The following is a 26,449-nucleotide window of genomic DNA, read 5'->3' on the forward strand; positions in this document are numbered from 1 at the left end:
CATGACTGAAATTTATCAGCTCGACGAGCTGGATCGCGGGATCCTGAACGCCCTGATGGATAATGCCCGCACACCATATGCTGAACTGGCAAAAGTGTTCACCGTCAGCCCGGGGACGATCCACGTCCGCGTAGAAAAAATGAAACAAGCGGGCATCATTACCGGCGCGCATATTACCGTCAATCCTAAACAGCTGGGTTACGACGTATGCTGTTTTATTGGCATCATTTTGAAAAGTGCCAAGGATTATCCGTCGGCACTGAAAAAGCTCGAAAGTATAGAAGAAGTGGTCGAAGCCTATTACACCACCGGGCATTACAGCATTTTCATTAAGATCATGTGCCGCTCGATTGATTCCCTTCAGCACGTACTTATCAACAAGATCCAGACAATTGACGAGATCCAGTCGACCGAGACGCTGATCTCCCTGCAGAACCCCATCACACGTACCATCCAGCCCTGAGCACTGATTTCTATACCCCTATTATCCACAGGTAGATCCCAGCTCATTCACAGCGTACAATAGCCTCCTTTTCCCGGGTGAGAGCATCATGTCTGACATTACCCTGATCAGTGGCAGTACGCTTGGCAGTGCCGAATATGTAGCAGAACACGTGGCTGAGAAACTGGAAGAAGCCGGTTTTTCCACTCAGATGTTCCATGGTCCGGAACTGTACGAAGTTCCGCAGGAAGGTATCTGGCTGATCGTGTGCTCGACACACGGTGCTGGTGAGCTGCCTGATAACCTGCAACCTTTTATGGAGCAGCTGGAAGATCAGCAACCCGATCTGTCAAAAGTACGCTTTGGCGCATTAGGTTTAGGCAGCAGTGAATATGACACCTTCTGTGGCGCGATCAGTTCTCTGGATCAAAAACTGACGTCATTAGGGGCAAAACGGATCGGTGATCGTCTTGAGATCGACGTCACTCAACACGAAATTCCTGAGGATCCGGCCGAGGTTTGGGTGATCAACTGGATTAATTTGATCAAATAAGTGTAAATTTCAGGCGATCAGATGTGGATAACTATGCTTAAAAGCAGGGTAAAACCCGTAGTTATCCCTCTAACAACTCCTGTACGTTTTTCATGCTGTGCATAACTCTCACTTCTGATCCCAGCTTATACTGTCCAGGATCACCGATCATTCACAGCATTCGATCCTTCTTAGCATACTGATCTTCATAAACAAAAAAGACTTATGCACAGAGGATCGCGATCCTAATAGAAGTATTAATAAGAGATCTTTAAATAAAAAAGATCTTCTTTTAATTAGTGAAGATCCCCGGGGACTTGTGGAAGCTCAAAACTTGAGTAGAATCCCTCCTCCCAACGCCATACAAAGAAAGTTCGCTTGAACGCCGAGGTGCAGTCGCATGTTTTATCCGGATCAATTTGACGTCATCATCATAGGTGGTGGTCATGCAGGTACTGAAGCCGCAATGGCTTCTGCACGCATGGGACGTCAGACCTTATTATTAACCCACAATATCGACACGCTGGGACAGATGTCGTGTAACCCGGCAATTGGCGGGATCGGGAAAGGACATCTGGTAAAAGAAGTGGACGCATTGGGCGGACTGATGGCTACGGCTATCGATCATGCGGGTATTCAGTTTAGGATACTAAACGCAAGCAAAGGCCCGGCAGTCAGGGCAACACGTGCTCAAGCTGACCGCGTTCTGTACCGTCAGGCCGTCCGTACCGCCCTGGAAAACCAGCCAAACCTGATGATCTTCCAGCAACCTGTTGAAGACCTGATCGTCGAAAACGATCGTGTGGTCGGTGCTGTGACCAAAATGGGGCTGAAATTCCGCGCTAAAGCGGTAGTACTGACTGTCGGCACCTTCCTGGACGGAAAGATCCACATCGGTCTGGAAAACTACAGCGGTGGCCGTGCAGGGGATCCTCCGGCGATCTCTTTGTCTCAGCGTTTGCGTGAATTGCCTTTACGCGTTAACCGTCTTAAAACCGGTACACCTCCGCGTATTGATGCCCGGACCATTGATTTCAGTGTTCTGGCACAACAGCATGGTGATAATCCGGCACCGGTATTCTCGTTCATGGGCAACGTGTCGCAACATCCGCGCCAGATCCCGTGTTACATGACCTATACCAACGAAAAAACCCATGACGTGATCCGCAATAATCTGGATCGCAGCCCGATGTATGCCGGGATCATCGAAGGGATCGGCCCGCGTTACTGCCCGTCGATCGAAGATAAAGTCATGCGTTTTGCCGATCGCAATTCTCATCAGATCTTCCTTGAACCGGAAGGCCTGACCAGCAATGAAGTTTATCCAAACGGAATTTCCACCAGCCTGCCATTCGATGTGCAGATGCAGATCGTCCGGTCTATGCAGGGGATGGAAAATGCCGTTATCGTTCGTCCGGGTTATGCAATTGAATACGATTTCTTCGATCCGCGTGATTTGAAACCGACGCTGGAAAGTAAATTTATCGCCGGTCTGTTCTTTGCCGGACAAATCAACGGTACGACGGGTTACGAAGAAGCCGCTGCACAGGGCTTACTCGCCGGCATGAATGCTGCCCGTAGTGCCAGCGAAGAAGAGGGCTGGGCGCCACGTCGCGATCAAGCTTATCTCGGTGTGCTGGTTGATGACCTGTGTACGCTGGGCACCAAAGAACCGTACCGGATGTTTACATCACGCGCTGAATATCGACTGATGCTGCGCGAAGACAATGCCGATTTACGCCTGACAGAAAAAGGCCGTGAATTAGGTCTGGTTGACGATGCCCGCTGGGCGCGGTTCAACGAAAAACTGGAAATGATCGAACAGGAACGTCAGCGTCTGCGTGGTATCTGGGTGAACCCTCATCACGCGCAGGTTGAAGAGATTAATGCACATCTTTCTGCTCCACTTTCTAAAGAAGCCAGCGCAGAAGAACTGCTTCGTCGTCCTGAAATGACCTATGAGCTGATTACCCGTCTTTCTCCGTTCGCACCTTCTGTCCCGGATGTGCAGGCAGCAGAACAGGTTGAAATTCAGATCAAATATGAAGGCTATATCGCCCGTCAGCAGGAAGAGATCGAAAAACAGCAGCGTAATGAAAACACTGTGTTGCCGGTTGATCTTGATTACCGCCAGGTTAATGGTCTTTCCAATGAAGTGATCGCCAAGCTTAACGATCACAAGCCGACCTCCATTGGTCAGGCATCGCGGATCTCAGGTATTACGCCGGCAGCTATCTCGATCTTGCTGATCTGGCTTAAAAAACAAGGCTTACTGCGCCGTAGCGCATAACTCACCTCTCTTATGACCGCCCTTTGAAAACAAAGCGGCGGTCAGTTCTTACTTTTCCCATCTTTCTGAGTGTTTTATCATTTCTCAACCGGGCTGTTCCCGGAATATCGACTCTTTCTGAGGATTCACTGTGCAAAAGAAACTGGACTCGCTGCTTGCTGCGGCAGGAATAGCGTTACCCGATCAGCAAAAACAGCAACTGATTGGCTATGTGGAACTGCTGCATAAGTGGAACAAAGCCTATAACCTGACGTCTGTCCGTGACCCGATGCAGATGCTGGTACGCCATATCATGGACAGCATCGTAGTAAATGAGCATCTGCAGGGCAGCCGTTTCATCGACGTAGGCACAGGCCCTGGTTTACCGGGAATTCCTCTCGCCATCGTTCGCCCTGATTCACACTTTACGCTGCTGGACAGCCTGGGTAAGCGCGTACGCTTCCTGCGTCAGGTTCAGCATGAACTGGGGCTGAAAAATATCGAACCGGTACAAAGTCGTGTGGAAGAGTTTGAGCCAGACCCGTTGTTTGATGGGGTGATCAGCCGTGCTTTTGCGTCCCTGCAGGATATGCTTTCCTGGTGCCATCACCTGCCACAAAAAGGGCAGGGGCGTTTTTACGCCTTAAAAGGGGTGAGCCCTGATGATGAAATGGCGGTATTGCCGGAAGGTATCACTCTGGAATCGGTCATAAAACTGCAGGTACCAGAACTTGACGGGGAACGGCATCTCGTCATTCTTCGCTCAAACTAAAGTTGCGTTTTATCAAAAAATATTTAAAAAGCGCATGAGTTATTGCAGTTAAAATGAGCAGGCTAATTATATAGCGGTGACAAACACTCAATCACCGCTTTTTTACAGACTGATAGCATTTCAGAGATGTTTTTATTTTAATCCGGACTGTAATAGTCACTTTTGAAATTGAACGGTCATCAACCGGCTGATATTGAACTTGTAATGAAAATGTTGTTATTTGTTGGGTTGTTGTGTCAATAAATCGTGGTTATTTTTAAAGAAGATTGTTTAACGAACAGTGTTTTATTAACAAATTGATTTATAAAGATTTTAAAAGGCCTGATTAGCTAAAGACATTCAAACAGTGCAGGGTATATAAAGTGTCCTGAGTTAATTATGTGATCCAGTGCACGCTTCTTTGTCGGGTGATGAAATAACCGTATCAAACCAAAAAGGGCAAATTCAGCTATAGTTTGGTTGTCAAAATAGTCGTGAAGGGGAAAATTTAAATAATTGTTCACCTTTTCGCTACTTATCCATTGAATTCGTCCCTGTGCCCCGTATAATTTGCTCGGTTTTTGCTGCTTGACTCAAAACAGTAAAGGCAGTGATATACGGCATTCAGTCTACCTCCAGCTAGGTACTTGATACGGAGAGAACAAACGTCATGTCTGTATCCGGTATTTTACACAGTACAAATAGTGTGAAGGTTGCCAGAAAGCTGTTGATACTGCAGTTATTGACCTTTGTTCTGCTCAGTGCAGTATTTGGTTTTAAAAGCCTGGAATGGACCACATCGGCTCTTATGGGTGGGTTGGCCGCCTGGGTGCCAAATGTACTGTTCATGCTGTTTGCATGGCGCCATCAGGCGCAAACAACGGTCTCTGGACGGGTTGCCTGGTCCTTTGCAATCGGAGAAGCGCTGAAGGTGCTGGTTACGGTGATCTTAATGGTTATCGCACTTGGCCTGTTTAAGGCGGCTTTTGCTCCGTTGGGGTTGGCCTATTTATCGGTGTTGATGACTCAGATTTTGGCACCGGCCGTCATTAACAGTTACCGTACTTAACTACTAAAGGGTAAGAGGCATCATGTCTGCATCAGGAGAAATCTCTACTCCACAAGAGTATATCGGTCACCATCTGACTCAGCTTCAGATTGGGACGGGATTCTGGTCGATTAACATCGATTCGATGTTTTTCTCCGTGTTCCTCGGAGTACTCTTTCTGGTTATTTTCCATCGCGTAGCCAAAAACGCCACCAGCGGTGTGCCGGGTAAACTGCAAACCGCAGTTGAACTGGTCGTTGGTTTCGTCGACAGCAGCGTGCGTGACATGTATCACGGCAAAAGCAAAGTGATTGCACCTCTCGCGCTGACCGTCTTCGTCTGGGTATTTATGATGAACCTGATGGATTTGCTGCCAATCGATTTGCTGCCATTCATCGGCGAGCACATCTTTGGTCTGCCAGCGTTGCGTGTGGTTCCTACGGCTGACGTGAACATCACGTTGTCAATGGCACTTGGCGTATTCATTCTGATTCTTTTCTATAGCATTAAGATGAAAGGCTTTGGCGGTTTCATTAAAGAACTGACAATGCAGCCATTCAATCATCCGGTTTTCATTCCGATTAACCTGATTCTTGAAGGTGTCAGCCTGCTGTCTAAACCAGTTTCACTGGGTCTGCGACTGTTTGGCAATATGTATGCGGGTGAGTTGATCTTCATCCTTATTGCTGGCCTGTTGCCGTGGTGGTCACAGTGGATTCTAAATGTGCCTTGGGCCATTTTCCACATCCTGATCATTACGCTGCAAGCCTTTATTTTCATGGTTCTGACGATTGTCTATCTCTCGATGGCATCTGAAAAACACTGATTTTCTTTCAACACTACTGCGTTTTAACTGAAACAAACTGGAGACTGTCATGGAAAACCTGAGTATGGATCTGCTGTACATGGCTGCCGCTGTGATGATGGGCCTGGCGGCAATCGGTGCTGCAATCGGTATCGGCATCTTGGGTGGTAAATTCTTGGAAGGTGCTGCACGTCAGCCTGACCTGATCCCTCTGTTGCGTACACAGTTCTTTATCGTTATGGGTCTGGTCGATGCAATCCCAATGATTGCGGTTGGTCTGGGTCTGTACGTGATGTTTGCTGTCGCCTAACACTGAGCTTGCTCACTGTTAATCGAACTACATCAAATAATTCACTTTGAAAGAGGCATTGTGCTGTGAATCTTAACGCAACAATCCTCGGCCAGGCTATCGCGTTCGTCCTGTTTGTCTGGTTCTGCATGAAGTACGTATGGCCGCCAATTATGGCTGCCATCGAAAAACGCCAGAAAGAAATTTCTGAAGGTTTATCTTCCGCAGAACGTGCCAAAAAAGAGCTGGACTTAGCGCAAGCCGATGCGACCGACCAACTGAAGAAAGCCAAAGCTGAAGCTCAGGTAATCATCGATCAGGCGAACAAGCGTAAAGCTCAAATCGTCGACGAAGCAAAAGCTGAAGCCGAGCAGGAACGTAACAAGATCGTGTCGCAAGCCAAGGCAGAGATCGACGCCGAACGCCAACGCGCCCGTGAAGAGTTGCGTAAGCAAGTCGGAATTTTGGCCATTGCTGGCGCCGAGAAGATTATCGAACGTTCCGTGGATGAAGCTGCTAACAGCGACATCGTTGATAAACTGGTCGCTGAACTGTAAGGAGGGAGGGGCTGATGTCTGAATTTGTAACTGTAGCTCGCCCCTACGCCAAAGCAGCTTTTGACTTTGCCGTTGAGCACCAAAGCTTAGACCGCTGGCAGTCCATGTTAGCGTTCACGGCTGAAGTCACGCGCAATGAACAAATTGAAGAACTGCTTTCCGGTGCTAGCGCGCCTGAAACTTTGTCTAAAACGTTTATTGCCGTATGTGGTGACGAACTCGACGACGCAGGCCAAAACCTGATTAAGGTAATGGCTGAAAATGGACGTTTACGCGTTCTTCCGCAAGTGCTGGAGCAGTTTATTGAACTGCGCGCCTCTCTCGAGGCTGTTGCTGAAGTTGAAGTGACCTCAGCAAATCCGCTTTCGGAAGAACAGCAGGCAAAAATTGCTGCTGCGATGGAAAAACGTCTGTCTCGCAAAGTTAAGCTGAATTGCAAAATTGACAAGTCTGTTCTTGCCGGTGTCGTAATCCGTGCAGGTGATATGGTGATTGATGGCAGCGTTCGCAGTCGTCTAGAACGCCTGGCAGACGTCTTGCAGTCTTAAGGGGACTGGAGCATGCAACTGAATTCCACCGAAATCAGCGAACTGATCAAGCAGCGCATTGCTCAGTTCAATGTGGTGAGCGAAGCTCACAATGAAGGTACTATCGTTTCCGTCAGTGACGGGATCATCCGTGTGCACGGCTTAGCCGATGTCATGCAAGGCGAAATGATTGCGCTGCCGGGTAACCGCTACGCTATCGCCCTGAACCTGGAGCGTGACTCTGTAGGTGCCGTTGTAATGGGCCCTTACGCTGACCTCGCCGAAGGTATGAAAGTAAAATGTACTGGCCGTATCCTGGAAGTTCCAGTTGGCCGTGGCCTGCTGGGCCGCGTGGTTAACACCCTGGGTGCGCCAATTGATGGTAAAGGTCCGGTAGAGCACGACGGCTTCTCAGCTGTTGAAGCAATCGCACCTGGCGTTATCGAACGTCAGTCGGTAGATGAACCTGTGCAGACAGGTTATAAGTCCGTTGATGCCATGATCCCAATTGGTCGTGGTCAACGTGAACTGGTCATCGGCGACCGTCAAACCGGTAAAACAGCTCTGGCGATCGATGCGATCATCAACCAGCGCGATTCCGGCATCAAATGTATCTATGTGGCTATCGGCCAGAAAGCGTCCACCATTTCTAACGTGGTTCGTAAACTGGAAGAGCACGGCGCACTGGCAAACACCATCGTTGTTGTTGCAACTGCATCAGAATCTGCTGCACTGCAATACCTGGCACCGTATTCCGGTTGCGCAATGGGTGAATACTTCCGTGACCGCGGTGAAGACGCACTGATCGTTTATGATGACCTGTCTAAACAGGCTGTTGCTTACCGTCAGATTTCCCTGCTGCTTCGTCGTCCACCAGGTCGTGAAGCTTACCCAGGCGACGTTTTCTATCTCCACTCCCGTCTGCTGGAACGTGCTGCGCGTGTTAACGCCGAGTATGTTGAAGCATTCACCAAGGGTGAAGTGAAAGGCAAAACCGGTTCCCTGACTGCGCTTCCGATCATCGAAACGCAAGCGGGTGACGTTTCCGCGTTCGTTCCGACCAACGTAATCTCGATTACCGATGGTCAGATCTTCCTGGAATCCAACCTGTTCAACGCCGGTATTCGTCCTGCGGTTAACCCGGGTATTTCGGTATCCCGTGTTGGTGGTGCTGCTCAGACTAAGATCATGAAGAAACTGTCCGGTGGTATTCGTACCGCTCTGGCACAGTATCGTGAGCTGGCTGCGTTCTCGCAGTTCGCTTCTGATCTGGATGAGGCAACCCGTAAACAGCTGAACCACGGTCAGAAAGTGACTGAGCTGCTGAAACAGAAACAATACGCTCCGATGTCAATCGTTGCGCAGTCTCTGATCATCTTCGCAGCAGAACGTGGTTATCTGGAAGACGTTGAGTTGTCTAAAGTCGGTAGCTTCGAAGCGGCACTGTTGGCTTACGCCGACCGTGAGCACGGCGAGCTTCTGCAGCAAATCAACCAAACTGGTGCGTATAACGATGAGATCGAGGGTAAATTCAAAAATATCCTCGATACCTTCAAAGCAACCCAGTCCTGGTAACACCTCGCGGCCTTGCTGCCCTGCCTCTGGCAGATAAGCAGCAGGCCGTTTGGTAATGAGGAGAAGCAGAGATGGCCGGCGGAAAAGAGATACGTAGTAAGATCAGCAGCGTGCAAAACACGCAAAAGATCACTAAAGCGATGGAAATGGTCGCCGCCTCCAAAATGCGTAAAACGCAGGATCGCATGGCGGCCAGCCGTCCTTATGCAGAAACCATTCGTGAAGTGATTGGTCACCTTGCGCTTGGTAATCTGGAATACAAGCACCCGTACCTGGATGAGCGTGAAATTAAGCGTGTTGGGTATCTGGTGGTGTCTACCGACCGTGGTCTTTGTGGTGGTCTGAACATTAACCTGTTCAAAAAACTGCTGTCAGAGATGAAAGGCTGGTCCGAAAAAGGTGTTGAAGTTGATCTCGCACTGATCGGTTCCAAAGCAGCCTCTTTCTTCGGCTCCGTTGGGGGCAACGTTGTTGCTCAGGTGACTGGCATGGGGGATAACCCTTCCCTGTCAGAACTGATCGGGCCGGTGAAAGTGATGTTGCAGGCTTTCGACGAAGGTCGCTTAGACAAGTTATGCGTTGTTAGCAATAAATTCGTCAATACCATGTCTCAGGAACCACGTATCGTTCAGTTGTTGCCTCTGCCACCAGCAGAAGACGGCGAACTGGCGAAAAAATCCTGGGATTACCTGTATGAGCCGGACCCTAAAGCACTGTTGGATACTCTCCTGCGTCGCTATGTGGAGTCCCAGGTTTATCAGGGCGTCGTAGAAAACCTGGCCAGCGAACAGGCCGCGCGAATGGTAGCGATGAAAGCCGCAACCGATAACGGCGGCAGCCTGATCAAAGAGCTGCAGTTGGTATACAACAAAGCTCGTCAGGCCAGCATCACTCAGGAACTCACCGAGATCGTCGGGGGAGCCTCCGCGGTTTAAGCTAGGTTTACGAATTACGTAGAGGATTCAAGATGGCTACTGGAAAGATTATCCAGGTAATCGGCGCCGTGGTGGACGTCGAGTTCCCTCAGGATGCAGTACCGAACGTGTACAATGCTCTTGAGGTAGAAAACGGTACCTCCAAACTGGTGCTGGAAGTACAGCAACAGTTAGGCGGCGGCGTTGTTCGTTGTATCGCAATGGGTACCTCAGACGGCCTGCGTCGCGGTCTGAAAGTGAACAACCTGGAACACCCAATTGAAGTACCGGTGGGTAAAGCGACTCTGGGTCGTATCATGAACGTATTGGGTGAACCAATCGACATGAAAGGTGCGATCGGCGAAGAAGAACGTCGTGCGATCCACCGCGCTGCGCCTTCTTATGAAGAGCTGGCAAACTCCCAGGAACTGCTGGAAACCGGTATCAAAGTTATGGACCTGATGTGTCCGTTCGCTAAGGGCGGTAAAGTCGGTCTGTTCGGTGGTGCGGGTGTTGGTAAGACTGTAAACATGATGGAACTGATCCGTAACATCGCGATCGAGCACTCCGGTTATTCTGTGTTTGCAGGTGTGGGTGAACGTACTCGTGAGGGTAACGACTTCTATCACGAAATGACCGACTCCAACGTTATCGACAAAGTTTCCCTGGTGTATGGTCAGATGAATGAGCCACCAGGTAACCGTCTGCGCGTTGCACTGACCGGTCTGACCATGGCGGAGAAATTCCGTGACGAAGGTCGTGACGTACTGCTGTTCGTTGACAACATTTACCGTTACACCCTGGCCGGTACCGAAGTGTCCGCACTTCTGGGCCGTATGCCATCAGCGGTAGGTTATCAGCCAACGCTGGCGGAAGAGATGGGCGCTCTGCAAGAACGTATCACCTCGACCAAAAGTGGTTCAATCACCTCCGTACAGGCCGTTTACGTTCCTGCGGATGACTTGACTGACCCATCTCCAGCTACCACCTTCGCTCACTTAGATGCGACCGTGGTTCTGAGCCGTCAGATCGCGTCACTGGGTATTTACCCGGCGGTTGACCCACTGGATTCCACCAGCCGTCAGCTGGATCCACTGGTTGTTGGTCAGGAGCACTACGATGTGGCTCGTGGCGTGCAGTCTATTCTGCAACGTTACCAGGAACTGAAAGACATCATCGCGATCCTGGGTATGGACGAGTTGTCAGAAGATGACAAACTGGTTGTATCCCGTGCGCGTAAAATTCAGCGCTTCCTGTCCCAGCCATTCTTCGTGGCCGAAGTCTTCACCGGTTCTCCGGGCAAGTTCGTATCGCTGAAAGATACCATTCGTGGTTTCAAAGGCATTATGGACGGCGACTACGATCACCTGCCGGAACAAGCGTTCTACATGGTTGGCACCATTGATGAAGCAGTGGAAAAAGCCAAGAAACTGTAACGCTAGCTTGTTGTGAGAGAGGATGACATGGCTGAAAAAGCTTACCATCTGGATGTTGTTAGTGCGGAAAAACGTATGTTTACCGGCATGGTACAAAAAATCCAGGTGACGGGTAGCGAAGGCGAACTGGGTATTTTCCCGGGGCATGCTCCGCTGCTCACCGCCATCAAGCCTGGCATGGTGCGCATTGTTAAAGAACACGGTGAAGAAGAGTATATCTATCTTTCCGGCGGCATCCTTGAGGTGCAACCGAATGCAACGACCGTGTTGGCTGATACTGCAATCCGTGGGCAAGACCTCGACGAAGCGCGCGCGCTTGAAGCTAAGCGCAAAGCGGAAGAACACATTAGTGGTTCTCACGGCGACGTTGATTACGCTCAGGCGTCAGCGGAACTGGCTAAGGCGATCGCGAAACTTCGCGTTATCGAACTGACCAGAAAAGCGATGTAACAACATCAGTTAGAAAAGCGACCTTCGGGTCGCTTTTTTTTTGCTTTTAATAAAGTGCATTTTCAGTGTTTTTCCCAAGGCTAATTTTCGCTTTTAATGGAATACTTGGGTGATTAACCGACACTTTACCCTCAGTTTTTTTGGTGTAGTCTATACAGCATACAACCCTTGCAGGCTGCGGCCTGCGGGCGGTTTTTGAAGCGAAATATGTAGTAATCCGCGCACTGAACGGGTTACTTTTGTCACTCAAATTGGATTTGTCAGGTTACCTATGTCGAACAGCGCACTGAGTGTGGTGATCCTTGCCGCGGGCAAGGGGACACGCATGTACTCCAACCTTCCGAAAGTTCTTCACCCATTGGCTGGCAAGCCAATGGTTCAGCACGTCATTGATGCGGCCACGCAAGTGGGTGCCCGGAACGTGCATCTGGTCTATGGCCATGGTGGCGATTTACTGAAGAAAAATCTGGCAGGCAGTGATCTGAACTGGGTATTGCAGGCAGAGCAACTGGGGACCGGTCATGCGATGCAGCAGGCGGCGCCGTTCTTTGCCGATGATGAAGATGTGCTGATGCTGTACGGCGATGTTCCGCTGATTTCCGTCGACACCCTGAACGAATTACTCAAAGCCAAGCCCGATGGCGGCATTGGTTTACTGACCGTCGTGCTGGATGACCCGACCGGTTATGGCCGTATCGTTCGTGAGAATGGCATTGTTACCGGCATTATTGAGCAGAAAGATGCCAGCGAAGAACAGCTGAAAATTCAGGAAATTAACACCGGTATCCTGGTCGCTAACGGCGCGTCATTCAAACGCTGGCTCGGTCAGCTGAATAACAACAACGCGCAGGGTGAATACTACATCACCGATATTATTGCGATGGCGCATGCGGAAGGACATCTGATCGCCACCGTTCATCCGGCGCGAAACAGCGAAGTGGATGGTGTGAATAACCGCCTGCAACTTTCCCGTCTTGAGCGCGTATATCAGAGTGAACAGGCAGAGCGTCTGTTGCTCGAAGGCGTGATGCTGATGGATCCAGCGCGGTTTGATCTGCGCGGTGAACTGTCTCACGGCATCGATGTACTGATTGACACCAATGTCATTATCGAAGGTCACGTGAAACTGGGTGACCGCGTCAAAATCGGTGCGGGCTGCGTGCTGAAAAATTGCGTGATTGGCGATGACTGTGAAGTCAGTCCTTACAGCGTGTTCGAAGATGCGGTGCTGCAAAGCGGTTGTACGGTCGGGCCTTTCGCCCGTCTGCGCCCCGGCGCTGAACTGGCTGAAGGCGCGCATGTCGGCAATTTCGTCGAAATCAAAAAAGCGCGTCTCGGCAAAGGCTCTAAAGCTGGCCATCTCTCCTACCTTGGTGATGCTGATATTGGGGATAACGTTAACATCGGCGCGGGTACCATCACCTGCAACTACGACGGCGTAAACAAGCATAAGACCATCATCGGTAACGATGTCTTTGTGGGGTCAGATTCTCAGCTGGTAGCGCCAGTCACTGTGGGTAATAACGTGACGATCGCCGCCGGTACAACGGTCACGCGCGACGTGCCGGACAATGGTTTACTGTTAAGCCGGGTGCCGCAGGTGCATAAACCTGACTGGCAGAAACCGGTGAAGAAAAAATAAGCTGTTCATAATAATCCCCAACTCTCTACAAGGCTCGGGGAACCGCAAGTACACCGGAAAACGGGGCTTGCGGATAAATCAGGTCAGGCATCAAAAAAGGTCCCGAAAAGACCTTCAATAGGAATAAAACTGATGTGTGGAATTGTAGGCGCAGTAGCGCAACGCGATATTGCTGAAATTCTGTTGGAAGGTTTACGCCGTCTCGAATACCGCGGTTATGACTCAGCCGGTCTGGCTGTCATTGATGCTGACGGGAAAATGGGGCGCTTGCGTCGTCTGGGTAAAGTCCAGATGCTGGCTGATGCACTCGATGAACATCCTTTGCATGGTGGCACCGGTATTGCTCACACGCGATGGGCAACCCATGGCGAACCTTCTGAAGCGAATGCTCACCCGCATGTGTCTGATTACATTGCTGTGGTGCATAACGGCATTATCGAAAACCACGAACCTCTGCGTGAATTGTTGATTGAACGCGGCTACCGTTTTGATTCTGAAACAGATACCGAAGTGATCGCGCATCTGGTGCATTGGGAACAACTCCAGGGCGGTACGCTGCTCGAAGTGGTCCAGCGCGTTATCCCGCAACTGCGTGGTGCCTACGGCACGGTGGTGATGGATCGCCGCGATCCGTCTGTTCTGGTCGCGGCCCGTTCCGGCAGCCCGCTGGTGATTGGTCGTGGTGTGGGTGAAAACTTCATTGCCTCCGATCAGCTGGCGCTGTTACCTGTGACCCGCCGCTTCCTGTTCCTGGAAGAAGGTGATGTTGCTGAAGTTAAGCGCCGTTCCGTCAGCGTATATGACAAAAATGGTCATGCCGTTGAGCGTGAAGAAATCGAATCCAAAGTGCAGTACGACGCCGGTGATAAAGGCGTTTACCGCCACTACATGCAAAAAGAAATCTACGAACAGCCGCTGGCCATTAAAAACACCCTGGAAGGCCGTTTCAGCCACGGCGAAGTGAATCTGAGCGAGCTGGGCGAAAAAGCGGACGAAATTCTGTCCCGTGTTCAGCACGTGCAGATTATCGCCTGCGGTACGTCATATAACTCCGGGATGGTGGCGCGTTACTGGTTTGAGTCACTGGCTGGCATGCCTTGTGATGTCGAGATCGCTTCGGAATTCCGCTATCGCAAATCTGCTGTTCGTCCGGGCAGCCTGATCATCACGCTGTCTCAGTCGGGTGAAACGGCTGATACGCTGGCAGCGCTGCGTCTGTCGAAAGAGCTGGGTTATCTTGGTTCGCTGGCAGTATGCAACGTGGCTGGTTCTTCTCTGGTGCGTGAATCCGATCTGGCGCTGATGACCAAAGCGGGCACCGAAATCGGTGTGGCCTCAACCAAAGCTTTCACCACGCAGCTGACCGTTCTGCTGATGCTGGTGGCGCGTATGGGCCGCCTGAAAGGGATGAGTCCGCAAGTTGAGCACGACATTGTTCACGCGCTTCAGGCGTTGCCTGCGCGCATCGAACAAATGCTGTCGCTGGATAAGACTATCGAAACACTGGCTGAAGGTTTCTCTGATAAACATCACGCCCTGTTCCTTGGCCGTGGCGATCAATATCCGATTGCGATGGAAGGTGCGCTGAAGCTGAAAGAGATTTCGTATATCCACGCTGAAGCCTATGCGGCAGGCGAGCTGAAACATGGCCCGCTGGCGCTGATTGATGCGGATATGCCGGTGATCGTGGTTGCGCCCAATAACGAATTGCTGGAAAAACTGAAGTCGAATATCGAAGAAGTGCGTGCACGTGGCGGTTTACTGTATGTCTTCGCCGATCAGGACGCGGGTTTTGTCGACAGTGACGGTATGAAGATTATTCAGCTGCCTCACGTTGAAGAAATCGTCGCTCCGATTTTCTACACCGTACCGCTCCAGTTGCTGTCCTACTACGTTGCGCTGATTAAAGGCACCGATGTTGACCAGCCACGTAATCTGGCGAAGTCTGTGACTGTCGAATAAGACTGTCCGGTTTCAGCCATGTTATCTCTAAGCGCCTCCCGGGGCGCTTTTCTCTTTCCAGAATGTTGTTCTCCGGCTCTCTCTTTGTCAGCAGCCGGTCACGATTCTCTTCTCTCAGGCTTCGTAACCCGCCCCGGATAAGGTATAGTTCGCGTTTTTCTGAAGGTACCCCGCTGAATGCTGACCAACTCCTCCATTCGTCTCAACAAATACATTAGCGAGAGCGGCATCTGCTCGCGCCGCGATGCTGATCGTTACATCGAACAGGGAAATGTTTTTATCAACGGCAGGCGTGCTGCGGTGGGTGCTCAGGTGTTTGCCGGCGATGTGGTGAAAGTGAATGGTCAGATTATTGAGCCGCGTGATGAAGAAGATCTGGTGCTTATTGCGCTGAACAAGCCCGTAGGCATTATCACCACGATGGAAGAGGGGGAGCGGGACAACATCCGCGATTTCGTTAACCACAGCAAACGCGTCTTCCCGATTGGCCGTCTGGACAAAGATTCGCAGGGCCTGATTTTACTGACCAATCACGGCGATCTGGTCAATAAAATCCTGCGTGCCGGTAACGACCACGAAAAAGAATATATCGTGACCGTCAATAAACCGATCACGGACGAGTTTATTGCCGGTATGGGCGCGGGTGTGCCGATGCTCGGTACCGTGACCAAGAAATGCAAAGTGAAGAAAGAAGCACCGATGGTGTTTCGCATTACGCTGGTGCAGGGACTTAACCGACAGATCCGCCGCATGACTAAGCATTTTGGTTTCGACGTCACTAAGCTTGAACGTGTGCGGATTATGAACATCAATCTGAAAGGATTACCGCTGGGCGAATGGCGTGATCTGACCGATGATGAACTGATCGAATTGTTTAAGCTGATTGAAAACTCTTCGTCTGAAGACAAACCGGCGAAAAAAGTGCCATCAAAACCTGCTCAGGCTAAAAAACCGGCTGTCACTAAAACGAAAAACAGTGAAAAACCTGAAGTGAATTCCGCATCCCGCAAGCGTTTTGCCCAGCCTGGCCGTAAGAAGAAGGGGCGTTAATTTACCCGCTTTTCATTATCCGCCGGTGTAATAACCGGCTTTTTCTGCCTAAAACTCCCGCATTTTGCCCGTATGGTTCGAATTGTGACCGGTGTCATAAAACTGTCATATAACGTACATTTTACTGTCACTAAACTGTCCTATTTTCCTCCTGTGCCAAACACTTTAATTAACGTCGACATCAGTCGGGAAGTTTAAAACCACCAGGAGTGGAACATGAAATTGATGCGTAACACCGTCGCCGGTCTTGTAGCAGCGACTTTCTCCCTCACAGCAATGTCTGCTTTCGCTGCCGCTAACCTGACTGGCGCTGGCGGTACCTTCCCAGCACCTGTCTATGCTAAGTGGGCTGATGCATACCAGAAAGCAACCGGTACTCAGGTTAACTATCAGGGCATCGGTTCTTCCGGTGGCGTGAAACAAATCATCGCTAAAACCGTTGATTTCGGGGCATCTGATGCACCGATGAAAGAAGAAGATCTGAATAAAAACGGTCTGTTCCAGTTTCCTACTGTAATCGGCGGCGTGGTACTGGCTGTTAACATCCCGGGCATCAAATCCGGTCAGTTGACTCTGGATGGCGCAACGCTGGGTGATATTTACCTCGGTAAAATCAAAAAGTGGAACGATACGGCGATCACCAAGCTGAACCCGGGCGTGAAACTGCCAGACACTAACATCGCGGTGGTTCGCCGTGCTGACGGTTCCGGTACTTCCTTCGTATTCACCAGCTACCTGGCGAAAGTGAACAGCGAGTGGAAAGACAAAATCGGTTCTGGTTCTACTGTTAACTGGCCAACGGGTCTCGGCGGCAAGGGCAACGACGGCGTCGCAGCCTTCGTTCAGCGTCTGCCTGGTTCAATCGGTTACGTAGAATATGCTTATGCCAAGCAAAACAACCTGGCTTACACCAAACTGGTAGATGCAGATGGCAAAGCCATCAGCCCGACAGAAGAATCCTTCAGTGCAGCCGCTAAAGGCGCAGACTGGAGCAAAACCTTCGCTCAGGACCTGACCAATCAGAAAGGTGATAATGCGTGGCCAATCAGCTCCACCACCTTCATCCTGATTTACAAAGACCAGCAAGATGCAGCGAAGGGCACCGAAGTGCTGAAGTTCTTCGACTGGGCTTACAAAAACGGTAACAAACTGACGACTGATTTGGATTACGCCGCACTGCCAGCTTCTGTTGTAGAACAGATCCGCGCAGCCTGGAAAACCAACATCAAAGACAGCAGCGGTAAAGCACTTTACTAGGATCTGACATCGGGTCTGATATAGAGTACAAGTCTTCTGCTTCATTCCCTCTCCGGCCGGGGAGGGAATTAAATCTGAATTAAAAGAGAGTGGTATGGCTGAATACAAGCCGGCTATCAAGGCACCCAGCAAAAACGGTGACATCATCTTCGGCGCGCTGGTTAAACTGGCAGCGCTGATTGTGCTATTTATGTTGGGCGGCATTATCGTCTCGCTGTTTATTGCTTCCCTGCCGAGCATTGAAAAGTTCGGATTGTCCTTCCTGTGGACGAAAACCTGGGATGCACCGAACCAGCAATTTGGCGCACTGGTGCCGATTTACGGCACGGTCGTGACCTCCATTATTGCCCTGCTGATTGCTGTTCCCGTCAGCTTTGGTATCGCATTATTCCTTACCGAGCTGGCGCCGAACTGGATGAAACGCCCGCTGGGGATTGCTATTGAACTGCTGGCGGCGATCCCCAGTATTGTTTATGGCATGTGGGGTTTGTTCGTTTTCGCCCCGCTGTTTGCGCAGTATTTTCAGACGCCGTTGGGCGATGTACTTTCCGGTATCCCGATTGTTGGTGCCCTGTTCGCCGGTCCGGGTTTTGGTATCGGTATTCTGGCAGCAGGCGTCATCCTCGCCATTATGATCATCCCGTACATAGCTTCCGTCATGCGTGACGTGTTCGAGCAAACGCCGGTGATGATGAAAGAATCTGCTTACGGCATTGGTTGCACTACGTGGGAAGTGATCTGGCGTATCGTGCTGCCGTTCACCAAAAATGGTGTGATCGGCGGCGTGATGTTAGGTCTGGGGCGCGCACTTGGCGAAACCATGGCGGTGACCTTCATTATCGGTAACACCTACCAGCTCGATAGCGCATCGCTGTACGCGCCGGGCAACAGCATTACCTCTGCACTGGCGAACGAATTCGCCGAAGCGGAAGCCGGGCTGCATACGTCTGCACTGATGGAACTGGGTCTGATCCTGTTTGTCATCACCTTTATTGTTTTGGCGCTGTCGAAAATGATGATCCTGCGTCTGGCTAAGAAAGAGGGCCGTTAAGATGACGACACTTGAAATGCAAAGTAATACTGCATTACTGGAATCGCGTCGCAAACGTCAGGCGTGGCGCCGTCAGAAGAACCGTCTGGCGCTGATGGTCTCCATGCTGACCATGGCGTTTGGTCTGTTCTGGCTGGTGTGGATCTTGTTCACCACGATCGTTAAAGGTGTTGACGGGATGTCGCTGGCGCTGTTCACAGAAAATACCCCGCCTCCGAATACGGCAGGCGGCGGTCTGGCTAACGCCATTGCAGGCAGCGGATTATTGATTTTGTGGGCAACGGTCATCGGTACGCCCCTGGGCGTGATGGCGGGGATTTATCTGGCCGAATATGGACGTAAATCCTGGCTGGCTGAATTCATTCGTTTCATTAACGACATTCTGCTTTCCGCACCATCCATCGTTGTGGGCTTGTTTGTGTACACCATTATGGTGGCAAAAATGGGGCACTTCTCCGGCTGGGCGGGCGTGCTTGCACTGGCATTGTTACAGATCCCGATTGTTATCCGTACCACGGAAAACATGCTGAAACTGGTGCCGGACAGCCTGCGTGAAGCGGCTTATGCACTGGGTACGCCGAAGTGGAAAATGATTTCGGCCATCACACTGAAAGCCTCAGTTTCCGGCATTATCACCGGGATCCTGCTGGCGATTGCCCGTATTGCCGGTGAAACCGCGCCGCTGTTGTTTACGTCGCTCTCCAACCAGTTCTGGAGCACCGACATGATGCAGCCGATTGCTAACCTGCCGGTCACCATCTTTAAGTTTGCGATGAGCCCGTTTGGCGAGTGGCAACAACTGGCGTGGGCGGGTGTACTGCTGATTACCGTGTGTGTGCTGCTGCTGAACATTCTGGCGCGTGTGATTTTCGCCCCGAAAAAGCAATAAGCGAATTTATTATCGATGGCAGGTGATAGCGGCTGCCATCACTGTTTACCCGGCGTCGCCATGCGGCGCGCGAATAAGAGAGATGTCTGAGAATGACTGACGCATCCAACAGCAAAATTCAGGTTCGCGATCTGAACTTTTATTACGGCAAATTCCACGCGCTGAAAAATATTTCCCTGGATATTGCTAAGAACGAAGTCACGGCATTCATCGGCCCGTCAGGCTGTGGTAAATCCACGCTGCTGCGTACGTTTAACAAAATGTACCAGCTGTATCCGGAACAGCACGCTGAGGGTGAAATCCTGCTTGATGGCGAAAACATTCTGGTTGATAAGCAGGACATCGCGCTGCTGCGCGCCAAAGTCGGCATGGTCTTCCAGAAACCGACGCCATTCCCGATGTCGATTTACGACAACATCGCGTTTGGTGTCCGTCTGTTTGAAAAGCTGTCCCGCACGGATATGGACGAGCGTGTGCAATGGGCGCTGACCAAAGCTGCATTGTGGAATGAATCTAAAGACAAGTTGCACCAGAGTGGTTACAGCCTGTCCGGCGGCCAGCAACAGCGTTTGTGTATTGCACGTGGTATTGCGATCCGTCCTGACGTTCTGCTGCTCGATGAACCTTGCTCGGCGCTCGATCCGATTTCTACCGGCCGTATCGAAGAGCTGATCACCGAGTTAAAATCTGATTACACCGTGGTGATCGTGACCCACAACATGCAGCAGGCTGCGCGTTGTTCAGATCGCACTGCGTTTATGTATCTGGGCGAACTGATCGAATACAGCGACACTGACTCGCTGTTCACTTCACCAGCGCGCAAACAGACTGAAGATTACATTACTGGCCGCTACGGTTGAGGTACAAAGAATGGACAACCTGAACTTAAACAAACACATTTCTGGCCAGTTCAATGCTGAGCTTGAACATATCCGTACGCAGGTTCTGGCGATGGGCGGCCTGGTTGAGCAACAACTGACTGACGCCATCACGGCGATGCACAATCAGGATGCCGAACTGGCGCAACGCGTCATCAAAGGTGATGACAAAGTTAACCTGATGGAAGTGGCGATCGACGAAGCTTGTGTGCGCATCATTGCCAAGCGCCAGCCAACCGCCAGCGATTTACGTTTGGTGATGGCGATTATCAAAACCATTTCTGAACTCGAGCGCATCGGTGACGTGGCAGATAAAATCTGCCGCACGGCGCTGGAAAAATTCTCACATTTGCATCAGCCGTTGCTGGTCAGCCTGGAATCGCTGGGCCGCCATACCGTAGAGATGCTGCATGATGTGCTGGATGCATTTGCGCGTATGGATCTTGACGAAGCGGTGCGTATTTACCGTGAAGATAAAAAAGTGGATCAGGAATATGAAGGCATTGTGCGCCAGCTGATGACCTACATGATGGAAGATCCACGCACGATTCCAAGCGTGCTGACCGCACTGTTCTGCGCCCGTTCTATCGAACGTATCGGTGACCGTTGCCAGAACATTTGCGAATTCATTTTCTACTTTGTGAAAGGTCAGGATTTCCGTCATGTGGGCGGCGATGCGCTGGATAAATTGCTGACAGACGGTAAAGATGTGCCGAAAGAATAAGGGTTTACTGACATCGCTCCACAGAAAAGGCCTCTGACGAGGCCTTTTTGCTTTCCGATCTATACCCGCGTCCGGTCAGCGCAATTATTTCATCACATAGCGCAGCGCGACCTGTACGGCCAACTGCCGGTAATGGGCGGTCTGTAAATCCACCTCATCCGGATTTTCAAACAAAGCGCCGAACGTATATTGGTTGGCGACCTGGTGCACACACAGGCTGCTGATGAGGCGGTGAACGTCGCGCGCCTGCGCATCTTCCTTAAACAGATGGCTTTGTTTGCCGCGTTCAAGGATATCTTCCAGCAGCGTTAATGCCGTTTTGTTGATCTCACGGATGCTGGTGGACTGGCGGATAAAGCGGCCGCGCAGCATGTTTTCTGTCGATACAATACGGATAAATTCCGGGTGTGAGACATGGAAATCGAAGCTGGCTTCTACCAGTTTGACGATCGCTTCTGCAGGTGGCAACGAAGATAAGTCCAGCTCCAGCTCGTGCTGGCGAATACCGCGATAAACGTGTTCCAGAACCAACATGTACAGGGCTTCTTTGGTCTTATAGTGGTAGACCACCATACGTTTCGTGGTGCTGGCATTGGAGGCGATATTTTCCATGCGCGCGCCCATCAGACCGGATTCAGCGAATTCAGCCAGAGCGCTGTCGAAAATGCGCTGCCTGAGTCCTATCGGATCATTTTTACGTCCCGGCGCCGGGGAACTTTGGCTGCTCAGCGTCTTATCCTCTTCATTAACCACATTCTCGCCACAGAGATTAACCATTGCTTAGCCCAGTTACAATCTGTGCGTTCATACAACTTCGCCGCACTTGACGAATGTGGCGTGAGGGTCCACTACTGTAAGTATCGAAGCCTGACTAAAAGGACACTATTTTGCCTGCAACCACCCGGTTACATTCTATTGCGACAGTTTCAGTACCAGGAACCTTGCCTGAAAAACTTACCGCCATTGCGGCTGCGGGATTTGATGGTGTGGAAATATTCGAAGACGATTTGCTTAAAAGTCCGGTCAAACCGGCGGCTATCCGTAACCTCGCCGATTCTCTCGGCCTGCGCATTTTCCTGCTGCAACCTTTCCGTGATTTCGAAGGGGTTCCGGCAGAGAAGCGGGTTGAAAAACTCGCCAGTGCACGCCGCCAGTTCGACCTGATGAGCGAGCTGGGCTGCGATCATTTACTGGTGTGCAGCAACACCGATCCGGAAAGCTCACCGGAGCGGGAGGTACAGATTGCCGATCTCGCCGCGCTGGCGGAAATGGCGGAGCTGTATGACATTCGTATCGGCTATGAAGCGCTGGCATGGGGTAAACACGTCAACCGTTACCGCCAGGCGTGGGATCGCGTACGCGAGGTGAACAGTCCGGCGCTGGGCATTGTGCTCGACAGCTTTCATATTCTCGCCGTGGGCGACAATCTTGACCGTCTGGATGAAGTGCCGCTGGAAAAAATCAGTTTCCTGCAACTGGCCGATGTACCGTTCAAAGACATGAACGTGCAGCAGTGGAGCCGTAGTTACCGCTGTTATCCGGGGCAGGGGGATTTACCGCTGGTGGATTTTGTCAGCACGCTGAACCGTAAAGGTTTCACCGGCCCCTGGTCACTGGAAATCTTCAATGATAAAACCCTGCCACTGGCGGATGGCCTGCGATCTCTGACGGAGCTGGAAAAGCGGATGCAGGCGTACGAAAAATCACTCAGCGAGTGACCTGATACCCCATCTGACGCCAGATCCCCGGCAGTTCACGCATGTCGTGGAAAGTGGTCACCAGCGGGTGATTGAGCGCAGGGTTATGCGGGTCGGCGCAGTAGTAAAACACCGGGATGCCTGCGGTGATCCCGGCCTGTGCGCCTGCCACGGAATCTTCTACCAGAATGCAGTTTTCCACCGGCACGTTCATGACGTCGGCTGCTTTGTACAAGACGGCAGGATCGGGTTTCCAGCGCTGTAAATCATAGCCGCTGAATAACTTATCCCCCATAAAAGGCAGCAATCCGGTCAGGCCGAGAGAGTGCTGCATTTTGGTGACCGGTCCGTTTGAGACGACACACATCGGCACGGTGATTTGTTCCAGTAACTCGCGTGCGCCGTCAATAGGTTCAAGTTTGCTGTCGAAAAGACGGGCAACATGCTGGCGAAACACGACTTCCATTTCTTCTTTCGGTACGTCGATACCGTGCTCTTTATTGATGATCGCGACGATTTCGTAAAGTTTGACGCCTTTGTATTTCTTATACATTTCGTCGAAAGAAACCGTCACGCCAAAATGCGCGAACATCTCGACATAGGCCTCGCAGCACAACAATTCACTGTCCACCAGCGTACCGTCGCAATCAAAAAAGACACATTCAACCTGTGACATACTTTCTCCCTGTGAGCATTTCATCTATTGGCGTGCATTATGGCACTCTACCCGAACGATAGATTTAATCCCATACATCCAGTGCTGGCGCTTTAGGGCTAAAATCCTTAGGATACCCCCCGATTGTTTTTCCCCCATTTTGGAACTCACCAATGAGCACACCACAGAGCAATGCGACTGCGGGTAAAGGTCTGGCTGAACGTCTGTTTAAACTGACGCAGCACGGCACCACCGTACGCACCGAAACTATCGCCGGTTTAACCACCTTCCTGACCATGGTCTATATCGTTTTCGTGAACCCGCAGATCCTGGGTGTTGCGGGGATGGATAAACAGGCCGTGTTCGTGACCACCTGTCTGATTGCCGCGTTCGGCAGCATCCTGATGGGCGTGATCGCCAACCTGCCGGTCGCACTGGCACCGGCGATGGGCCTGAATGCGTTCTTCGCGTTTGTGGTCGTCGGCGCAATGGGCGTTTCCTGGCAGGTCGGTATGGGCGCGATTTTCTGGGGCGCGGTCGGTTTGCTGCTGCTGACTATTTTCCGCATCCGCTACTGGATGATTGCCAATATTCCGGTCAGTTTACGTGTGGGCATTACCGCCGGTATCGGGCTGTTTATTGGTATGATGGGGCTGAAAAACGCCGGTATTATTGTGCCGAACCCTGACACCATCGTGACCATCGGTAATCTGACCTCGCACAACGTGCTGCTCGGTGTGCTGGGGTTCTTCATTATTGCCGTGCTGGCGTCGCGCAATTTCCACGCCTCGGTGCTGGTGTCGATTATTGTCACCACTGTGATTGGCCTGATGATTGGTGATGTGCATTACACCGGTTTCTGGTCGATGCCGCCGAGCATCACCACGGTTGTCGGTCAGGTGGATCTGAAAGGCGCGCTGAATATCGGGCTGGCGGGCGTCATCTTCTCCTTCATGCTGGTGAATCTGTTTGACTCCTCCGGCACGCTCATTGGTGTGACCGACAAAGCCGGTCTGGCGGATGCGCAGGGTAAATTTCCGCAGATGAAACAGGCGCTGTACGTAGACAGCATCTCGTCTGTCGCAGGCGCTTTTATCGGCACCTCTTCCGTTGGCGCTTACATTGAAAGCACCTCCGGCGTATCTGTCGGCGGCCGTACCGGTCTGACGGCGGTGGTGACCGGTTTACTGTTCCTGCTGGTGATCTTCATTTCTCCGCTGGCGGGCATGGTGCCGGAATACGCGGCAGCCGGTGCGCTGATTTATGTCGGTGTGCTGATGACGTCCAGCCTCGCGCGCGTTTCATGGGATGACCTGACCGAAGCCGTTCCGGCGTTCGTGACGGCGGTGATGATGCCGTTCAGCTTCTCGATCACTGAAGGTATCGCGCTGGGCTTCATCTCTTACGTGGTGATGAAACTGGGCACCGGCCGCTGGAAAGAAATCAGCCCGTGTGTGGTGGTCGTAGCCCTGCTGTTCGTGCTGAAAATCGCGTTCGTAGACGGGCATTAATCCGCTGACGTCTGCTTAACGCCTGTAAAAAAACAGCCCGCATTGCGGGCTGTTTGCATTTCTGAGCAGCAGGATTATTGGCTGACGCGGCGCGTATAGTCGGCAAATGCCGTCAGCTGGCCGCGCAGGAAATCGAGCGTCCCCTGGTCGATGACTTCGCCGATTTGCTCATCCACTTTATTCTGGATCACACCCCCCATAAATTCGGGTTTATTCATCACCATCGCATCCAGGAACACCAGAATCTGACGCAGATGATACTGACAACGTGCGCCACCGACCGGCCCCATTGAACTGGTTTGGATCAGCACGGGCTTACCGGCCAGTGGCTGGTTTGGCAGGCGGGAAATCCAGTCGATCGCATTTTTCAGGCCACCCGGTACGGAATAGTTATATTCCGGCGTGACGATAATGACGCCATCCGCCTGACGGATTTGTTCCGCAATCGCTTCAACATCCGCCGGAAAGCCTTCTTCCTGCTGAATATCTGCATCATAGAGCGGCAGTGTACCGATGGAAGGCAACGCCTCAATGCTGATGCCCTCTGGTGCCACTTTTGGCAATGTGCGGGCGACCATTCCGTTGTAAGACGCTTTACGAAGACTGCCTAACAGTGTGACAAACTTCAGTGGTTGAGCTGACATGGGTAACTCCTGTTATGGATGACTTTGCGAAAGGAACTGCCTGTAACCATAAACGAAAAACGGCACGACGGGCGTAAACAAAAGTGAAGTTTTATTTAGCGGGTGGCAGGCTGATGAATTTCATGAAGTGTGGTGATTCAGATTGCTGGTCTGTGGCCAGGGTTTGTGTGCGGGTGAAGCCGTTTTCAGGTTCGTAACGCCAGCACTGCAAACGGATAATCGAGGGTGACTGCGCACATGACCAGATAATGGAACCTTCAATGTCGCTCATCACCTGCGCCTCGGGCGTTACGGTAGACCGTAAACGACCAGAAGCGGGATTCAGGCTGAGCGTAAGCGGACTCTGATCGTTCAGGCCGGACATTTTCAGCATGCTCTGGCGGATACACCACAGTTGCAGAGAGGATTCCACCGGATCGGATTGCATAGCAATCCAGGTTTTCTCTACCGCAGAAAGCTGTAATTGCTGTTGCTGATTCACCAGCGCACTGCGGGCATGAATGATTTCGAGATCGAGGCCGACTTTCCCTTCGCTGCTGATTAAAACACCGACGGTACTTCCTGCATACGCCAGACTGAAATCAGGCAAATCAGGGGATTCAAAACTCGGACGACCGCTGGGTAACGTGATGACGCTGGGAAGTTCAGCGATTCCATAGAGATAGAAAATCATTTCTGCCAGCAGAACGCGGCCGTTTAAGAAACGCTTGCGCTGTTTTTCGGAAAGGTGTTTTGCAAATAATACGATCTCTTGCGGCAACCGGTGTGTATCCGGTTCTGCATCCGTCATTGCCCATCTTGCAAAATGGCACGCCATTGTTCACTCCATGATTAATGGTTCGACCGCAGTTTCTCAATTGTTCTAAATAATAACATTAAGAGAAATCATTAAAA

26 protein-coding genes and 1 pseudogene are annotated in these 26,449 nt (G+C 51.3%); 23 read left to right on the plus strand and 4 right to left on the minus strand.

Translation table 11 applies throughout. The features are described from left to right. The first annotated feature begins 1 nt into the window (after position 1). From asnC to phoU, 21 genes are all read left to right on the plus strand, one after another. The gene (gene asnC / locus AACU55_RS00060; protein ID WP_013577674.1) at positions 2-463 is read left to right on the plus strand and encodes a transcriptional regulator AsnC; all 462 of its coding nucleotides are present in this window, start codon (positions 2-4) and stop codon (positions 461-463) included. An 88-nt stretch (positions 464-551) separates the two neighbouring features. Then, on the plus strand, positions 552-995 hold the full coding sequence (gene mioC, locus AACU55_RS00065; RefSeq protein ID WP_013577675.1) for an FMN-binding protein MioC: 444 nt from the start codon (positions 552-554) through the stop codon (positions 993-995). Between the two features lie 379 nt (positions 996-1,374). Continuing rightward, positions 1,375-3,264 carry a tRNA uridine-5-carboxymethylaminomethyl(34) synthesis enzyme MnmG gene (mnmG, locus tag AACU55_RS00070; RefSeq protein WP_112152011.1) on the plus strand — a complete coding sequence of 630 codons (1,890 nt, stop codon included), beginning with the start codon at positions 1,375-1,377 and terminating at the stop codon, positions 3,262-3,264. Positions 3,265-3,394: 130 nt separating this feature from the next. After that, on the plus strand, positions 3,395-4,015 hold the full coding sequence (gene rsmG, locus AACU55_RS00075; RefSeq protein ID WP_037033887.1) for a 16S rRNA (guanine(527)-N(7))-methyltransferase RsmG: 621 nt from the start codon (positions 3,395-3,397) through the stop codon (positions 4,013-4,015). Between the two features lie 649 nt (positions 4,016-4,664). Further along, the gene (atpI, locus tag AACU55_RS00080) at positions 4,665-5,063 is read left to right on the plus strand and encodes a F0F1 ATP synthase subunit I (RefSeq protein ID WP_013577678.1); all 399 of its coding nucleotides are present in this window, start codon (positions 4,665-4,667) and stop codon (positions 5,061-5,063) included. A gap of 22 nt (positions 5,064-5,085) precedes the next feature. Beyond that, positions 5,086-5,868, plus strand: coding sequence for a F0F1 ATP synthase subunit A (gene atpB / locus AACU55_RS00085; protein ID WP_037033886.1), 783 nt, complete (start codon positions 5,086-5,088; stop codon positions 5,866-5,868). Between the two features lie 49 nt (positions 5,869-5,917). Beyond that, positions 5,918-6,157 (plus strand): F0F1 ATP synthase subunit C, encoded by a 240-nt coding sequence (gene atpE, locus AACU55_RS00090; RefSeq protein WP_004093904.1) that lies wholly within the window; start codon positions 5,918-5,920, stop codon positions 6,155-6,157. 65 nt (positions 6,158-6,222) lie between these two features. Beyond that, positions 6,223-6,693, plus strand: a complete 471-nt coding sequence (gene atpF, locus AACU55_RS00095) for a F0F1 ATP synthase subunit B (protein ID WP_013577680.1) — start codon at positions 6,223-6,225, stop codon at positions 6,691-6,693. A gap of 14 nt (positions 6,694-6,707) precedes the next feature. Further along, positions 6,708-7,241, plus strand: coding sequence for a F0F1 ATP synthase subunit delta (gene atpH, locus AACU55_RS00100; protein WP_013577681.1), 534 nt, complete (start codon positions 6,708-6,710; stop codon positions 7,239-7,241). A 12-nt stretch (positions 7,242-7,253) separates the two neighbouring features. Continuing rightward, positions 7,254-8,795: a F0F1 ATP synthase subunit alpha gene (atpA, locus tag AACU55_RS00105; protein ID WP_013577682.1), complete on the plus strand. Its 1,542-nt coding sequence runs from the start codon at positions 7,254-7,256 to the stop codon at positions 8,793-8,795. Between the two features lie 71 nt (positions 8,796-8,866). Then, a complete protein-coding gene (gene atpG, locus AACU55_RS00110; RefSeq protein WP_013577683.1) occupies positions 8,867-9,730 on the plus strand; it encodes a F0F1 ATP synthase subunit gamma in 864 nt (287 codons plus the stop codon). A 32-nt stretch (positions 9,731-9,762) separates the two neighbouring features. Next, positions 9,763-11,145: a F0F1 ATP synthase subunit beta gene (atpD, locus tag AACU55_RS00115; RefSeq protein WP_013577684.1), complete on the plus strand. Its 1,383-nt coding sequence runs from the start codon at positions 9,763-9,765 to the stop codon at positions 11,143-11,145. A gap of 27 nt (positions 11,146-11,172) precedes the next feature. Then, entirely contained in the window at positions 11,173-11,595 is a 423-nt protein-coding gene (locus tag AACU55_RS00120; RefSeq protein ID WP_013577685.1) for a F0F1 ATP synthase subunit epsilon, read from the plus strand. 271 nt (positions 11,596-11,866) lie between these two features. Beyond that, complete coding sequence (gene glmU, locus AACU55_RS00125; protein WP_134706430.1) at positions 11,867-13,237, plus strand: bifunctional UDP-N-acetylglucosamine diphosphorylase/glucosamine-1-phosphate N-acetyltransferase GlmU; 1,371 nt, start codon at positions 11,867-11,869, stop codon at positions 13,235-13,237. Positions 13,238-13,369: 132 nt separating this feature from the next. After that, positions 13,370-15,199, plus strand: a complete 1,830-nt coding sequence (gene glmS / locus AACU55_RS00130; RefSeq protein WP_112197580.1) for a glutamine--fructose-6-phosphate transaminase (isomerizing) — start codon at positions 13,370-13,372, stop codon at positions 15,197-15,199. Positions 15,200-15,376: 177 nt separating this feature from the next. After that, positions 15,377-16,249, plus strand: coding sequence for a 23S rRNA pseudouridine(2604) synthase RluF (gene rluF / locus AACU55_RS00135; protein ID WP_112197579.1), 873 nt, complete (start codon positions 15,377-15,379; stop codon positions 16,247-16,249). A 216-nt stretch (positions 16,250-16,465) separates the two neighbouring features. Continuing rightward, positions 16,466-17,506, plus strand: coding sequence for a phosphate ABC transporter substrate-binding protein PstS (gene pstS / locus AACU55_RS00140; protein ID WP_134706432.1), 1,041 nt, complete (start codon positions 16,466-16,468; stop codon positions 17,504-17,506). Between the two features lie 94 nt (positions 17,507-17,600). After that, positions 17,601-18,557, plus strand: a complete 957-nt coding sequence (gene pstC / locus AACU55_RS00145; protein ID WP_013577690.1) for a phosphate ABC transporter permease PstC — start codon at positions 17,601-17,603, stop codon at positions 18,555-18,557. 1 nt (position 18,558) lies between these two features. Beyond that, positions 18,559-19,446 (plus strand): phosphate ABC transporter permease PstA, encoded by an 888-nt coding sequence (gene pstA, locus AACU55_RS00150; RefSeq protein ID WP_013577691.1) that lies wholly within the window; start codon positions 18,559-18,561, stop codon positions 19,444-19,446. 92 nt (positions 19,447-19,538) lie between these two features. Continuing rightward, entirely contained in the window at positions 19,539-20,306 is a 768-nt protein-coding gene (gene pstB, locus AACU55_RS00155; protein ID WP_013577692.1) for a phosphate ABC transporter ATP-binding protein PstB, read from the plus strand. A gap of 10 nt (positions 20,307-20,316) precedes the next feature. Beyond that, a complete protein-coding gene (gene phoU, locus AACU55_RS00160) occupies positions 20,317-21,048 on the plus strand; it encodes a phosphate signaling complex protein PhoU (protein ID WP_013577693.1) in 732 nt (243 codons plus the stop codon). Between the two features lie 84 nt (positions 21,049-21,132). Here phoU and AACU55_RS00165 read toward each other — a convergent pair whose 3' ends face one another. Further along, on the minus strand, positions 21,133-21,825 hold the full coding sequence (locus AACU55_RS00165; protein WP_013577694.1) for a TetR family transcriptional regulator: 693 nt from the start codon (positions 21,823-21,825) through the stop codon (positions 21,133-21,135). 110 nt (positions 21,826-21,935) lie between these two features. Between AACU55_RS00165 and AACU55_RS00170 the strand changes: the two are divergent. After that, positions 21,936-22,739: pseudogene (locus AACU55_RS00170) on the plus strand (sugar phosphate isomerase/epimerase family protein); the annotation flags it as partial. 16 nt (positions 22,740-22,755) lie between these two features. Here AACU55_RS00170 and yieH read toward each other — a convergent pair. Next, the gene (gene yieH / locus AACU55_RS00175) at positions 22,756-23,421 is read right to left on the minus strand and encodes a 6-phosphogluconate phosphatase (protein WP_134706434.1); all 666 of its coding nucleotides are present in this window, start codon (positions 23,419-23,421) and stop codon (positions 22,756-22,758) included. Positions 23,422-23,573: 152 nt separating this feature from the next. Between yieH and AACU55_RS00180 the strand changes: the two genes are divergently transcribed. Beyond that, positions 23,574-24,911, plus strand: a complete 1,338-nt coding sequence (locus tag AACU55_RS00180) for an NCS2 family permease (protein ID WP_037033881.1) — start codon at positions 23,574-23,576, stop codon at positions 24,909-24,911. A gap of 74 nt (positions 24,912-24,985) precedes the next feature. On the opposite strand, the gene AACU55_RS00185 is transcribed toward AACU55_RS00180, so the two are convergent. Together AACU55_RS00185 and AACU55_RS00190 are read right to left on the minus strand one after the other, a co-directional pair. Beyond that, positions 24,986-25,555 carry an NADPH-dependent FMN reductase gene (locus tag AACU55_RS00185; RefSeq protein WP_013577698.1) on the minus strand — a complete coding sequence of 190 codons (570 nt, stop codon included), beginning with the start codon at positions 25,553-25,555 and terminating at the stop codon, positions 24,986-24,988. A gap of 91 nt (positions 25,556-25,646) precedes the next feature. Next, complete coding sequence (locus AACU55_RS00190) at positions 25,647-26,372, minus strand: 4'-phosphopantetheinyl transferase family protein (protein WP_013577699.1); 726 nt, start codon at positions 26,370-26,372, stop codon at positions 25,647-25,649. Between the last annotated feature and the right edge of the window lie 77 nt (positions 26,373-26,449).

Source organism: Rahnella sp. CJA17(1/100) (assembly GCF_963881615.1).
In the GTDB taxonomy this organism is placed as follows: domain Bacteria; phylum Pseudomonadota; class Gammaproteobacteria; order Enterobacterales; family Enterobacteriaceae; genus Rahnella; species Rahnella aceris.

Coding starts and splice junctions, on each gene's coding strand:
- AACU55_RS00120 (WP_013577685.1), top strand. CDS start 11,173: ATGGCTGAAAAAGCTTACCATCTGGATGTTGTTAGTGCGGAAAAACGT.
- AACU55_RS00180 (WP_037033881.1), top strand. CDS start 23,574: ATGAGCACACCACAGAGCAATGCGACTGCGGGTAAAGGTCTGGCTGAA.
- atpD (WP_013577684.1), top strand. CDS start 9,763: ATGGCTACTGGAAAGATTATCCAGGTAATCGGCGCCGTGGTGGACGTC.
- rluF (WP_112197579.1), top strand. CDS start 15,377: ATGCTGACCAACTCCTCCATTCGTCTCAACAAATACATTAGCGAGAGC.
- AACU55_RS00185 (WP_013577698.1), bottom strand. CDS start 25,555: ATGTCAGCTCAACCACTGAAGTTTGTCACACTGTTAGGCAGTCTTCGT.
- atpE (WP_004093904.1), top strand. CDS start 5,918: ATGGAAAACCTGAGTATGGATCTGCTGTACATGGCTGCCGCTGTGATG.
- atpG (WP_013577683.1), top strand. CDS start 8,867: ATGGCCGGCGGAAAAGAGATACGTAGTAAGATCAGCAGCGTGCAAAAC.
- pstA (WP_013577691.1), top strand. CDS start 18,559: ATGACGACACTTGAAATGCAAAGTAATACTGCATTACTGGAATCGCGT.
- atpB (WP_037033886.1), top strand. CDS start 5,086: ATGTCTGCATCAGGAGAAATCTCTACTCCACAAGAGTATATCGGTCAC.
- mnmG (WP_112152011.1), top strand. CDS start 1,375: ATGTTTTATCCGGATCAATTTGACGTCATCATCATAGGTGGTGGTCAT.
- AACU55_RS00190 (WP_013577699.1), bottom strand. CDS start 26,372: ATGGCGTGCCATTTTGCAAGATGGGCAATGACGGATGCAGAACCGGAT.
- glmU (WP_134706430.1), top strand. CDS start 11,867: ATGTCGAACAGCGCACTGAGTGTGGTGATCCTTGCCGCGGGCAAGGGG.
- atpI (WP_013577678.1), top strand. CDS start 4,665: ATGTCTGTATCCGGTATTTTACACAGTACAAATAGTGTGAAGGTTGCC.
- AACU55_RS00165 (WP_013577694.1), bottom strand. CDS start 21,825: ATGGTTAATCTCTGTGGCGAGAATGTGGTTAATGAAGAGGATAAGACG.
- glmS (WP_112197580.1), top strand. CDS start 13,370: ATGTGTGGAATTGTAGGCGCAGTAGCGCAACGCGATATTGCTGAAATT.
- atpH (WP_013577681.1), top strand. CDS start 6,708: ATGTCTGAATTTGTAACTGTAGCTCGCCCCTACGCCAAAGCAGCTTTT.
- mioC (WP_013577675.1), top strand. CDS start 552: ATGTCTGACATTACCCTGATCAGTGGCAGTACGCTTGGCAGTGCCGAA.
- atpA (WP_013577682.1), top strand. CDS start 7,254: ATGCAACTGAATTCCACCGAAATCAGCGAACTGATCAAGCAGCGCATT.
- pstC (WP_013577690.1), top strand. CDS start 17,601: ATGGCTGAATACAAGCCGGCTATCAAGGCACCCAGCAAAAACGGTGAC.
- phoU (WP_013577693.1), top strand. CDS start 20,317: ATGGACAACCTGAACTTAAACAAACACATTTCTGGCCAGTTCAATGCT.
- asnC (WP_013577674.1), top strand. CDS start 2: ATGACTGAAATTTATCAGCTCGACGAGCTGGATCGCGGGATCCTGAAC.
- yieH (WP_134706434.1), bottom strand. CDS start 23,421: ATGTCACAGGTTGAATGTGTCTTTTTTGATTGCGACGGTACGCTGGTG.
- pstB (WP_013577692.1), top strand. CDS start 19,539: ATGACTGACGCATCCAACAGCAAAATTCAGGTTCGCGATCTGAACTTT.
- pstS (WP_134706432.1), top strand. CDS start 16,466: ATGAAATTGATGCGTAACACCGTCGCCGGTCTTGTAGCAGCGACTTTC.